Genomic DNA, 11,756 nt, shown 5'->3' with positions numbered 1-11,756 from the left:
TGTCCTGACCGATTTTCACGAGACACCCTTGATCAAGTGTCCCAAGGAAAAGACAGTCAAAAACAGTACCGATCTCCAGACATCCAGCACCAAAGCCGAACCCCTTCAATCAGCCCACACGCTGACCATCCAAACACCCTGTTGAGTTCTCAAACAACACGCCAACTGAAGTGATCCACTTTAGGGATTCGGCCTCAGCCGGAGCAACCTCTCAACTCTAACAGTCTCGGATCGCTCTGCAAACTTCAGGTCGATTAACCTGTGTCACACACGATCGAGCCTCTAGTGAGTCTCTGAGATGTCCCGCGATTCAGCTTCCGGACCGCGCCTGACTCTATGAGTCTGTCGCCGGTCTCCGGTGGCTTCCGGACCAGGCCTTCTCGGCTGTTCCGTTCCCCCGCGGGCAAAGACAACAATACACGGCCTTTTGAGCGCACGAAACAGGGGGGTCCCTTTCCGCTCGCGGCCGCGATGACCTGCGGGGATATGGCTGCACCGCAATCGGAATCGCCGATCCGCGCTCGTGCGGGGGTTCCCGGTCCGAACCTATCGGAGGGGTCCGACATCTTGTTGTCGTCGGCGTTAACGGTTGGATGCGATCTGTGTTCGGCTTCTGCTCTGTATGGCGGGCACGGATAGAGGGCCGGCCCCGTCTTTCGACGGGGCCGGCCCTCTATGTCTTCGAGCGTTGCCGCTCCGGTCTTAAGCCGCGACCTCGGTGGAGGTCGGGACGATGTTGACCAGCTTGCGTCCGCGCTTCTGCGAGAACAGCACCTCTCCCTCGGCGAGGGCGAAGAGGGTGTCGTCGCCGCCGCGGCCGACGAGCTCGCCCGGGTGGTACTTGGTGCCGCGCTGACGGATGAGGATCTCGCCGGCGCTGACGTGCTGACCGCCGAAGCGCTTGACGCCGAGTCGCTTGGAGTTGGAGTCACGCCCGTTGCGGGAGCTGGATGCGCCCTTCTTGTGTGCCATGGTTCAACCCCTACTTGGTGATGCCGGTGATGCGCACGCGGGTCAGCGGCTGGCGGTGACCCTGGCGCTTGTGGTAGCCGGTCTTGTTCTTGTACTTGTGGATCTTGATCTTCGGGCCCTTGGTGTGCTCGAGAAGTTCACCGCTCACCGTGACGCCGGAGGCGTCGGTGACCACAGTGCCTTCGTCGACGAGCAACACCGCGGGCAGCGTAAGCGTGTCGCCGGACTCGCCCTGAAGCTTCTCGACTTCGAGGACGTCGCCCTCGGCGACCTTGTACTGCTTTCCGCCAGTCTTGACGATTGCGTACATGTCGACGCTGGTCTCCTTGGGTCCTCCCCGATGCGGGGACATGATGTCAGTTCCCCGCAGGGGAACGGTGTCTGTCAATTTCGCGGTGTCACGCACCGTGCCAACTCCGGCTTCGCGAACGTCGCCTGGGCTGGCCCGCCGATCGAGCTCCGCGCTCGCCCCCGCGCGAACGGAGGCGAAAAGCTGAGGGCTCTATAGGCCGCTCACTAGGGTACGTCATGTACCCGCTGGTTCCGGCATCGGTACCAGGCGGACGCCGCGAACGTCACAGTCCGCGGCGCCGCCCGTACCTAAGCCGGTGCCGATTCGGTCCCGGGCTCGCCGCCGTTGTCCGGTTCGGCGTCCGCGGGGACCGCGTCCTCGGAGGAGGCGACGGCGTCGGTCGTCTCGGTCTCGACCACGAGCTCGTCGCCGGACCCGGTGGCCTCGGCGATCGGCTCGGAGGTCGTCTCGTCGACGATCTCGATCTCGACGTCCTCGTGGCCGTGGTCGGAGGCGGCCGCGATCTTCGCGGTCGCGTCGGCGACGGACTTGGACTGCGGCTCGGACTTGTCCTGCTTCTTCGACTGCTGCTGTTGCTGCTGCTGGCCGGACTTGGACTTGTCCTTCTTCTTCTTGCCGCTCTGGCCCTGGCCCTGGTTCTGCTGGGCCTGGTGCTGGCCGGAGCCGCCCCCGCCGTTGCCCTTCTTGCGGCCGTTGCCGAGGATCTCGTCGGTGTGGACGATGACCCCGCGGCCCTTGCAGTGGTCGCACGGCTCGGAGAACGCCTCGATGAGGCCCTGGCCGACGCGCTTGCGGGTCATCTGCACCAGGCCGAGCGAGGTCACCTCGGTGACCTGGTGCTTGGTCCGGTCGCGGCCCAGGCACTCGGTCAGGCGGCGCAGCACCAGGTCGCGGTTCGACTCCAGGACCATGTCGATGAAGTCGATCACGATGATGCCGCCGATGTCGCGCAGGCGCAGCTGGCGCACGATCTCCTCGGCCGCCTCCAGGTTGTTCCTGGTGACGGTCTCTTCGAGGTTGCCGCCCTCGCCGGTGAAGCGGCCGGTGTTGACGTCGATCACCGTCATCGCCTCGGTGCGGTCGATGACGAGCGAGCCGCCCGAAGGCAGGTAGACCTTGCGGTCCAGCGCCTTGAGCAGGCCCTCGTCGACGCGCTTCTCGGCGAAGACGTCCTTCGTGCCGGTGTGGCGCTTGAGCCGCGGCAGCAGCTCGGGCGAGACCGATTCGAGGTACTTGTGGATCTCGTCGTACGCCTCGTCGCCCTCGACCAGGAGCTCCTTGAAGTCCTCGTTGAAGACGTCGCGGACCACGCGGATCAGCACGTCGGGCTCGGAGTGGAGCACCGCCGGGGCGTTGCTCTTCTTCGCCTTGGACTGGATCTCCTCCCACTCGATCTGGAGGCGGGAGATGTCGCGGGCGAGCTCCTCGGGCCCGGCGCCCTCGGCGGCGGTGCGCACGATGACGCCCGCGCTCTCGGGGACGAGCTTCTTGAGCGCCGCGCGCAGGCGGGTGCGCTCGCGGTCGGGGAGCTTGCGGGAGATCCCCGAGGCGTTGCCGCCGGGGACGTAGACCAGGTGGCGGCCCGAGAGCGCGACGTGGCTGGTCAGACGGGCGCCCTTGTGGCCGACCGGGTCCTTCGTGACCTGAACGAGCACCGAGTCGCCGGGCTTGAGGGCCTGCTCGATCGAGCGGGCCTTCCCCGCGAGGCCGGTCGCGTCCCAGTTCACCTCGCCGGCGTACAGCACGGCGTTGCGGCCGCGGCCGATGTCGACGAACGCGGCCTCCATGCTCGGCAGCACGTTCTGGACCTTGCCGAGGTAGACGTTCCCGACCAGGCCCTGGGCCCCGGACTTGGAGACGTAGTGCTCGGCGAGGATGCCGTCTTCGAGGACGGCGGCCTGGGCGCGGCCGTTGCGCACGCGCACGACCATCTGGCGCTCGACCGCCTCGCGGCGGGCCAGGAACTCGGCCTCGCTGACGACCTGGACGCGGCCGCGGCCGGACTTGCGGCCGTCGCGGCGGCGCTGGCGCTTCGCTTCGAGGCGCGTGGACCCGGAGACGCCGCGCACTTCCTCGTTGGACGAGGTGCGGCGCTGCGGGGCGCGGACCTTGACGACGACTTCGGCGTCATCGTCAGAGTCGTCGGGACGCGAGGAGCGGTCGGAGTCCTCGGACCCGGCCCTGCGGCGGCGGCGACGCCGACGGCGGGTGACCTCGGGGCCGTCGGCGCCCGATTCCTCGTCGTCCTCGTCGGCCTGCTCGTCCTCGTCGTCGTCTTCGTCGTCCGAGCCCTCGGGCCCGTCGACGCCCTTGCCGCGGCCGCGGCCGCGGCGGCCCCGGCGGCCGCGCCTGCGGCGCCCGGCCTCGGAGTCGTCGTCATCGTCGTAGTCGTCGTCGAAGTCCTCGGCGACCGGCTCGTCGGCCTTCGGCTCGCGCTCGGCGGCCTTGTCCTCGGGGCCCTTGTCGGCGGGCTTGTCGCCGGAGCGCTGCTCGCCGCGGTTGCGCGTGCGCTTGCGCGAGGGCTGCTGCTCCTGCTGGTTCTGGGCGGCCTTCTTGGCCGGGGCCTTCTTCGCCTGGCGGCGGGGCTCGGCGTCCTGGCCGCGGCGCGGCTCGTCGTCCTGCTGGTCGCGGGAGTCGGAGCGGGAGCGCTCGGACCTGGGTTCGGCCGCTTTGGGGGCGGTCTTGGGCGGGGGTGCGAACATCGCGGCGGTCGAAGCGGCGGTGCGGGGCCGCTCGCTGCGCGGCGCCTCCGGCGCCGGGTCGTCGCTCTTGGGTTTTTGAGGAGCCATGAAGGTCACCGCGATCGCGGGCACCTGTTCGCGCGGCTCATTCTCGCGCATACGAATAAATCTCCATTCCAGCCGCCGCCCGGGCGCGTGACGCGGTTTGCGTCCGCTGCCGCACGGGCGCGGCATCAGCAGTGCGGTCCTCCCGGCCGGGCGGGGGCCGGCTTCCGGCTCGCGTCGCCCAGCAGGCTCGCGAGCCTTGTTCCGGCGCTGTCCCCTGCCGTTCGGGCCGCTCTGTAAAGCCTCAACTCGCGCTGGGGAAACACCTCTGCCCCCAGCCGAGTCGTCAAGTCCGTCGCCGTCGTGAGGGACGCGGACAGGACATCTGCGGGTCGCACCGTCCGAAAAAATGTGCGGTACGACAAGGTCGAGTATCGCACACTCTGCGTCATTCGCCGAACAGGTGGACAAGCCGGTGCGGTGCCTCTCAGTGCGGCCGGTCACGATCGGGTGAGAAAACACGACTCCTCGTGGTTGGCACGGTTCGCCCGTGGCCCGTGTCCCATGTACTCGATAAGCTGACGGTTGGCGCGGCAGCAGAGGCCCCCAGAGTAAGGAAAGAGCCATCGCACTCCAGGTGATCGACTCGGACAGGTCCGAGGAGCCCCGGGCGGACGGGAAACCCTCCACCTACCAGGGGCGCCATCGCGGTGCCGACCTCTTCCGGCAGCTCACCAGCGTCGGATGGGTCCTCGCGGTGGTCGCGGTCCTGCTGCTCGGCGGCGGCACCGTGCTGTTCTGGAGCTCCGGCATCGGCGACGAGGAGCCGCCGGTGGACGCCGGCGCGATCGGCGACCTCTGCGAGCGCGCCGTGAACGCCGAGCTGCTGGGCCCGTGGGCCGACACCGAGCAGGCGCGCAACCCCGCGGAGGACGCGGACGAGAAGGTCCGCAAGTTCGACTGCACCTATTCGGCGGAGTACGCCGGGGGAGACGCGTACCGGCTCGTGACGCTGTTCGCGACCGTGCAGGTGTACGAGGACTCGGCGAAGGCGCGGGCCGCGTACGCGGGGGTGCTGGAGTTCGAGGCGTCCGAGGGCCACGCGACGGCGGACGTGCGGGACGTCGGCGAGCAGGCGGCGACCGCGGTGATCGCCGAGGGCGAGGAGACCGAGGTGCGCCTGCACGCGCAAGAGGCGAACACCACGCTGAGCCTGAACGTGTTCGTGACGGGCGCGCCGCCGGAGGGCGGCGATGTGGAGGTGTTGGCGGAGGACCTGTCGTCGGGTCTCCTCGACTCACTCCCCCGGGCGGGGAATTAGGCGGCTCCCTTTAAGCTGACCGTGACTACCGCGGCGTCAAGTCGACACGCCGCAACCATTCGCGGAGGATCATCGTGAGCGCCACACCACCCTTTGGCCCGGCATACGACGAGCAGCCCGACGACGGGCGGCGGTCGGATTCCGGCCAGTGGCGGCCCCGGGCGGGCCGTCCGCAGGGGTCGGGCGAGCCGTACTCCGCGCAGCAAGGCGACCAGGGCCAGTACCAGGGCGGGCAGCCGTCCCCGGGGCGCGGCCGGCAGGGCGGCTACGGGCAGCAGCAGGGGCGGCCCCAGGCGGGGCGCCCCTCGCCGCAGGCCGGGCGGCCGTCGCCGCAGGCGGGTACGCCGCGGGCGGGCGGTCCTTCGGCGGGCCGCGGGCCGCAGGCCGGGCAGTACCAGTCCCCGCAGCAGCAGTTCTCGCCGCAGCACGGCGGGTACGAGGCGCAGCCGGGCGGGTATGAGGCGCAACCCGGAGGGTATGAAGCACAGCCGGGCGGCTACGAGTCGCGCCGTTCGGGCGGGCCGGTGACGGGGTCGACGCCGCGCACGGACCCGCGGAGCACGGTGCAGGGCGGCCGGGAGTACCGGCCGCGGCCGGGGGCTCCGGAGGGTTCGCCGCGGCCGCGTCAGGACCAGCCGTTCGAGGAGGCCGCGTTCGGCGACGAGCGGGGCGGGGACGACTGGGGCGGCGGCGGGGAGACCACCGCGATCAAGGGCCTCGGCTCCAGGGAGCCGCGGCGGCGCTCGGACTTCCAGAAGGTCCGCAGTCGCGCGCGCAAGTCGAGCCCGTGGCCGAAGGTCATCGCCGCGGTGGTGGCGCTGGGCCTGGTCGGCGGCGGCGTGTGGTGGTTCATGAACCGCGACTCGGGCGAGGAGCAGGGCGGCGCGGCCGATGCGGGCCTGACGTACGCGGGCTCCGAGGAGCCGTGCTCGCTGGTCGACGCGGCGGCGCTGGAGCCGGCGACGGGCGGCGCCGAGCCGGCGGAGTCGGCGGTGGCCGAGCAGAAGACCGGCAGCTGGCACCAGAAGTGCGACCTGACGTACGGCGAGCCGGACCAGGCGGCGGCGATGCTGACGATCGAGGGGTCCGTGTACGAATCCGACGCCATGGCGAGCGTCAACTTCGATCTGGGCACCGGCGACATGAGCGAGATGCCCGAGCTGTGGACGATCGTGGACCCGGCCCCGTCGGTCGGCGACGAGGCCGCGGCGATCTCACGCGTGGTGACCGACGGGACGTCGAACTACCAGCTCCACGTCCAGGACGACAACGCCTACCTGGTGGTGCGGCTCGCGGTGTCGAAGGACGCCGGGGTCGACGAGGCGGCGCTGACGGACATGACGACGCAACTCGCCGAGGCGTACTTGGCGAACTGGCGCGACGCCAGCTGACGTGAATCGCATTTCATAACAAAACGGACCTAAAAGGGACCCCTGGTTCGAAAGTACCGCAAGGGTCCGACAAGCCAAGAGGGCCGATCCCGTGGAACGGGATCGGCCCTCTCACTCGTTCGGGTGAAAGCGCTGCGGCGCTAGTAGGTCCGCATCGGGGCGCCGAACATCTGCGACTCGATGGAGGTCGGCGCGCACCACAGGTAGCGCTCCTTCTGGCCCTTGCGGAGCATCGCGATCATGTCGTCGTGCAGCATCTGGAGCCACTGGAGGACCTCCTGGTTGACCCGGATCGCCGAGCGCGCGATCTGGGCCTCCTCGGCGGTGAGCCGCTGGAGGACCGTCATGTGGGCCTCGCCGGTGAGGGCGTCCGCGAAGTTCGTCAGGCGCGGGAGCACCGTGAGCTGCGTGCGCCACGGGCCGAGGACCGGCTTGGTCTGGGAGCCGCGCTCGCCGACGTCGTAGACGTACAGGGCCGGGGAGTGCTGGCTCGCCTCGACGGTCACCGGCTGGTCGCCGTGCAGGACCGCGAGGCGGTCGTTGCGGCCGGTCGCGGTCTCCCCCAGGCCGTTCCACTCCTGCGGGCGGGTCGTGCACACCGCGACGCGGGTGCCGATCGCCAAGGCGCGGAAGACGAGCAGGCGGGCGAGGTACACGCCGCCGATGAGGTTGATGCGGGTCTCCTCGGGCCGGAAGAACGGCGCGACGACCGGGACCTGCTCGGCGTCGCGGCCGATCACGAGCCCGGCGGGCGGGCTCGCCGACGTCATGAGCTCCAGGGCCCGGGCGGTCGGGATCTGCGGCGCGGACTTGACCGGTTCGATCGGCTTGCCCGCGTCGCGGGCGGTCTCGACCGCGCGGTCGGTGATCGGCAGGCCGTAGACGGTGCCCTCGGTGGGGCCCGCCGAGACCTGCGAGACGCCGAACAGGCCCGCGGAGGTCGGCATGGAGCTGACCGGGCCGCCGGTGATCGGGGCGCCCGCGCCCGAGTAGGGCACGCCGGAGTACGGCTGGGCGCTCGCGGGCTGCGCCGAGTACGGCTGGCCGGAAACCGGGCCGCCGGAGATCGGGCTGCCGGACACGGGCTGGCCGGAGACCGGCTGGGCCGAGACCGGGGCCGCGGACACCGGTGCGGCCGCGGGCGGCTGCGACGGGCGCTGCTGCTGGGACGTCGGCAGCTGGTACTGCGGCTGGGACGTCGGCGGCGCGGCCGGCTGGGCCGGGCGCTGCGGCTGCGAGGCCGGCGCCGGCGGGGGGCCGGCGGGGCGCTGCGGCTGCTGGTACTGCGGCGGCGAGGACTGCTGCTGCGGCTGTCGGCCCTGCGGAGGCTGCGGCGGGCGCATCTCCGGGGGCCGCGGCGTCTGGTACTGCGGCTGCTGAGGCTGCTGCTGCGGCGACTGGGGCGGGCGCGCGGCAGCGGCGGGCGGCTGCGGGGGCTGTGCGCCGCCGCGGGCGCTCGGCGGCGCCTGCGGGGGCTGCTGTCCTTGGCGCGCACCGTAAACCGCGCCCTGCTGACCGGTCTGCCCGGGCTGGCCGTAGACGGCGCCGCCCTGGGGCGGGCGCGCCGCGGGCTGCTGGGGCGACTGCGGGGACTGGGGCGGGGAGCCCGCCTGCTGCTGGCCGGGACGGGGCACGTTGAGGGTGCCGCCCTGGTCGTCGTCGACGGGGCGCTGCTCGTCCTCGTCGCCGGAGTGGCGGCCGCCGGGGCGCTGGTTCCCGCTCTGGTACGAGCCCCCCTGGTAGGTGCCGCCGCCATAGACGTTGCCGCGGTCGCTCATCGGGGTCCTCCTCCGGTCGGGGCGGATGCGTAGGCGGCGGGGCCGTGCTCGCCGTCGAGGCGCTGCAACCGCACGCCGAGCTGGTCGGCGACGTTGAGCAGCTGGTTCTGCGCGGACTCCCACGAGGCCTGGTCGAGCGCGAGGCGCACGATCCCGTCCACGGCGAGCTGGCGCCCGGTGATGCGGCCGTCCGGGTTGACCTTGCCGTTCGCGCCCGCGGTGACCACGGTCGACACGGTCACGAACGCGGCGGGGACGCCGGAGAGGGCGTCGGTCGTGCGGTGCAGCGACACGGCGTCGGTGGGCCACTTGACGACCCGGTAGGCGACGTGGCGCAGGCCGTCCGCGTACCAGTGGTTCCACTCCTCCGCGGTGCGCTCGCCCGGGACCGGCGCGAACGCGACGCCGAGCGACTGCTGGACCGCTTCGCGCACGCCCTCGGCGTCGAGGATCCGGTTGGGGACGCCGACGTTGCCGAGGAGCTTGCTGACGCGCTGCGCGGTCGAGGCCAGCGCCTTGTAGACGCCGTCGACCTCGCCGCCGCGCTCGGCGGTGGCCTCGCGGGCGTCGCGCGCGCCGAGGCGCACGGCGAGCCAGGCCTTGTGGTGGACGACGGCGGGGTAGTCGCCGAGGAGTTCGCGGTAGGAGCGGGAGGCCGGGCTGTTGTCGTAGGCGGCGAGGCCGACGGGGGTCGTGTGGCCGACGAGCTGCACGGCGGTGACGGGGACGGAGGTCTCGTCGAAGAGCCGTTCGAGGCGTTCGAGCGGGACGGCCTTGGTGCCCTCGTCGGTGGTGCCGATCTCGATGACGGTGAACCATCCGCCGTTGTCGTGGCCGATGCCGACGTTCTCGTCGCGGTCCTCGACGCCGGTGATGCCCAGGTCGGGGGCGATCCGGTGGAGGACCTCGGTGAGCTGCTGCGGGTCGAGGGCGCGGATGCGCCGGCGCATGCGGGACTTGAGCGGCCAGGTCTGGTACCACCAGTAGTCGCCCTTGCGCCAGAACACGACGACCAGCACGATGAGCGCGACGGCGCCTCCGGCGGCCAGCGCGATCATCCCCAGCGCCAGGCTCGCGAGCGCGATCGTGAGCGCGAGCTCGACCGCGATGAGCTGGGCGACGGTGAGCGGGCCGAGCCGTCCCGAGGAGCGGGTCGTGAACACGACCGACTCGCCGGCGACCGGGCCGCCTTGCTGCTGGGCCTGCACGGACGCGGTACCGCGTGCTTGCTGCTGCCCCTGAAGCATCGTCATTGGCGACGTCTCCATCATGAAGGTGAGTGGTCGTACCTATCGTAAGCGGACGAGACCACCTCTTGGTCCCCCGCCCTTGCGGTGTTTCGGCCCGGTATACGGCGGACCGGCCCTTTGGCGCTGCGGCGTTAGACTGTGCGGGTGCGAATCCTCCCGCGTATACCTCTCTATTCCGCGGCGGTCGCGATGGCGACGGCCGGGTCGATCCTGCTTGCGACGGCGCCCGCGTCTGCCGAGTTCAACCTGAGACCCGCGCCGGCGGACGAGCAGGCGCCGTGCGAGCCGGTGTCCGAACCGGGCGAGCCGCTGAACACCCAGCCGTGGGCGAAGAACTTCATCGGCCTCGACGACGCCCACCAGTACAACCGCGGCACGTTCGAGACCGGTTCGAAAGAGGGCGATCCGGTGACGATCGCGGTCATCGACTCCGGCGTCGCGGCCCAGCGGGACGACGTGTTCGGCGACCGCCTGCTGTCGGGATACGACTGGTGGGACCCGGACGCCAAGGGCCAGTGCGACTCCGCGTACCACGGCACGGCGGTGGCGGCGCTCGCCGCGGGCGGACTGGTGGCCAACAGCGACTTCATCGGTGTCGCCCCGGAGGCGAACATCCTGCCGATCCGGGTGTTCTCGGGCGCGAAGGACGAGGGCGGGGACGCGACCAAGAGCATGGTGGTCGCGGGGGCCATCGACGATGCGGTGGCGAACGGCGCGGACGTGATCAACCTGTCGCTGGTGGTCGTGGACACGCCGCAGTTGAAGACCTCGGTCGAGGCGGCGCTCGCCGCGGGTGTGGTCGTGGTCGGCGCCACCGGCAACGAGAACAAGAACATGGACGACACCTCGATCGAGGCCGACCAGCAGACGTTCTACCCGGCGAACTATCCGGGCGTGATCGCGGTGGCGGCGCACAACCAGGTCGGGAACTGGTACGCGAGCAGCAACTTCGGCGAGCACACCGACCTGCTGGCGCCCGGTCAGGGCCTCGCGTTCCCGTACGCGGGCGGCGAGTGGCGGGTCGGCGAGGGGACGAGTTTCGCGACGCCGTTCGTCGCGGGCGCGGCGGCGCTGCTGAAGGGCGAGTTCGGCGCTGAGGCGACGCCCGCATGGATCCAGGCGCGCTTGCAGGAGACGGCGATCCACCCGCCGGACGCGTTCAACATCTACCAGGGCTACGGCGTGCTGAACGTGGCGAAGGCGCTGACGGCACCCTACGACGCCTCCGAGGTCGGCTCCGATGACGTCGAGGCCGTTCCGACCGAGAGCGCCACGTCGGCGCCGGTGTCGGAGGAGGACCGCGACGAGATCGGCGCCCTCGACGTCGACTACGACCCGCTGGCGCTCCAGAAGGCGATCGCGTGGGCGAGCGTCGGCGGTTCGATCGTGCTGGTCACCCTGGTCCTGGTGCTGCGCACCATCATCCCGAAGGGCAGGCGCCGCCGCTGGCGGCCGGGGACCCGCGAGCCGGAGAAGGCCCTGGTCAGCGCCGACAGCGACTGACCGGATCCAGAGCTGAAGGAGCGGGGGTGCGGACGGGGGTCCGCACCCCCGCTTCGTCTTCCGCGGCAGTGGGACGGCCGACGGCGTGCGGCGGGTCGGATCGGTGCGGGACACGCGCGAAGACCCAGGCGATCGAGGATCTGCCTGGGTCTTCGTTCAGCTTGATACCGCTGGAGAAGTGCGGTCCTACGCGAACCGACGCGCGTTCGCCTGCTCGGTGTCGAGGTAGCGCTGGCGGGCGTTGTCGACAGCGTTGCCGACCGCCTCCAGGATCTGGTTCAGCTTGTCCATCGACTGGTTCCACTCGGCGCGCTGCGCGTCGTAAGCGGCCTGGTCTTCACCCTCCCACTCAAGGGCGTCGAGCTTGGCGCCCAGGTCGGCGAGAGCGTCGTTGATGGACTGGGAGTCGTTGATGATCCGGGAGTAGGACTCCTCCATGGTGGTGTAATCAAGTGAAATCGCACCCATGTCAAGTCACCTCTTTCCTTAAAGTCTCGGGGGT

General features: G+C 70.8%; 9 protein-coding genes. 3 read left to right on the top strand and 6 right to left on the bottom strand.

Features of this window, described 5'->3' with window-relative positions:
- Positions 1-702: 702 nt before the first annotated feature.
- The 3 genes from rpmA to WA640_RS21050 all read right to left on the bottom strand — a co-directional run bounded on the left by rpmA (position 703) and on the right by WA640_RS21050 (position 4,125).
- Positions 703-972, bottom strand: coding sequence for a 50S ribosomal protein L27 (gene rpmA / locus WA640_RS21060; protein ID WP_106366716.1), 270 nt, complete (start codon positions 970-972; stop codon positions 703-705).
- Positions 973-982: 10 nt separating this feature from the next.
- A complete protein-coding gene (gene rplU / locus WA640_RS21055) occupies positions 983-1,282 on the bottom strand; it encodes a 50S ribosomal protein L21 (RefSeq protein ID WP_091052684.1) in 300 nt (99 codons plus the stop codon).
- A 290-nt stretch (positions 1,283-1,572) separates the two neighbouring features.
- Positions 1,573-4,125 (bottom strand): Rne/Rng family ribonuclease, encoded by a 2,553-nt coding sequence (locus WA640_RS21050; RefSeq protein WP_335990299.1) that lies wholly within the window; start codon positions 4,123-4,125, stop codon positions 1,573-1,575.
- 523 nt (positions 4,126-4,648) lie between these two features.
- On the opposite strand from WA640_RS21050, the gene WA640_RS21045 reads away from it, so the two are divergent.
- Both WA640_RS21045 and WA640_RS21040 read left to right on the top strand, forming a co-directional pair.
- Positions 4,649-5,332 (top strand): hypothetical protein, encoded by a 684-nt coding sequence (locus tag WA640_RS21045; protein WP_335990297.1) that lies wholly within the window; start codon positions 4,649-4,651, stop codon positions 5,330-5,332.
- Positions 5,333-5,406: 74 nt separating this feature from the next.
- Complete coding sequence (locus WA640_RS21040; RefSeq protein WP_335990295.1) at positions 5,407-6,723, top strand: hypothetical protein; 1,317 nt, start codon at positions 5,407-5,409, stop codon at positions 6,721-6,723.
- 140 nt (positions 6,724-6,863) lie between these two features.
- Here the strand turns inward: WA640_RS21040 and WA640_RS21035 are convergent, their stop codons facing one another.
- Both WA640_RS21035 and eccE read right to left on the bottom strand, forming a co-directional pair.
- The gene (locus tag WA640_RS21035; RefSeq protein ID WP_335990294.1) at positions 6,864-8,501 is read right to left on the bottom strand and encodes a hypothetical protein; all 1,638 of its coding nucleotides are present in this window, start codon (positions 8,499-8,501) and stop codon (positions 6,864-6,866) included.
- Positions 8,498-9,754, bottom strand: coding sequence for a type VII secretion protein EccE (eccE, locus tag WA640_RS21030; protein ID WP_181245969.1), 1,257 nt, complete (start codon positions 9,752-9,754; stop codon positions 8,498-8,500). Before eccE ends, WA640_RS21035 begins: the two co-directional genes overlap by 4 nt.
- A gap of 141 nt (positions 9,755-9,895) precedes the next feature.
- Here eccE and WA640_RS21025 point away from each other — a divergent pair, with 141 nt between their 5' ends.
- Positions 9,896-11,254 carry a S8 family peptidase gene (locus tag WA640_RS21025; protein ID WP_335990291.1) on the top strand — a complete coding sequence of 453 codons (1,359 nt, stop codon included), beginning with the start codon at positions 9,896-9,898 and terminating at the stop codon, positions 11,252-11,254.
- Between the two features lie 186 nt (positions 11,255-11,440).
- Here the strand turns inward: WA640_RS21025 and WA640_RS21020 are convergent, their stop codons facing one another.
- Positions 11,441-11,722 (bottom strand): WXG100 family type VII secretion target, encoded by a 282-nt coding sequence (locus WA640_RS21020; RefSeq protein WP_335990287.1) that lies wholly within the window; start codon positions 11,720-11,722, stop codon positions 11,441-11,443.
- Positions 11,723-11,756 lie beyond the last annotated feature (34 nt).

Origin of the sequence: Glycomyces sp. MUSA5-2 (assembly GCF_037034145.1) — a bacterium.
GTDB classification, from domain to species: Bacteria; Actinomycetota; Actinomycetes; order Mycobacteriales; family Micromonosporaceae; genus Glycomyces; species Glycomyces artemisiae.
Note: the sequence above shows the minus strand (reverse complement) of the source record. Positions and strands in the feature narration are given on the sequence as shown.

What these genes read in the sequence shown, in the direction of transcription:
- rpmA (WP_106366716.1), bottom strand. Translation starts at nt 972, where the DNA reads ATGGCACACAAGAAGGGCGCATCCAGCTCCCGCAACGGGCGTGACTCC.
- rplU (WP_091052684.1), bottom strand. Translation starts at nt 1,282, where the DNA reads ATGTACGCAATCGTCAAGACTGGCGGAAAGCAGTACAAGGTCGCCGAG.
- WA640_RS21050 (WP_335990299.1), bottom strand. Translation starts at nt 4,125, where the DNA reads ATGCGCGAGAATGAGCCGCGCGAACAGGTGCCCGCGATCGCGGTGACC.
- WA640_RS21035 (WP_335990294.1), bottom strand. Translation starts at nt 8,501, where the DNA reads ATGAGCGACCGCGGCAACGTCTATGGCGGCGGCACCTACCAGGGGGGC.
- eccE (WP_181245969.1), bottom strand. Translation starts at nt 9,754, where the DNA reads ATGACGATGCTTCAGGGGCAGCAGCAAGCACGCGGTACCGCGTCCGTG.
- WA640_RS21020 (WP_335990287.1), bottom strand. Translation starts at nt 11,722, where the DNA reads ATGGGTGCGATTTCACTTGATTACACCACCATGGAGGAGTCCTACTCC.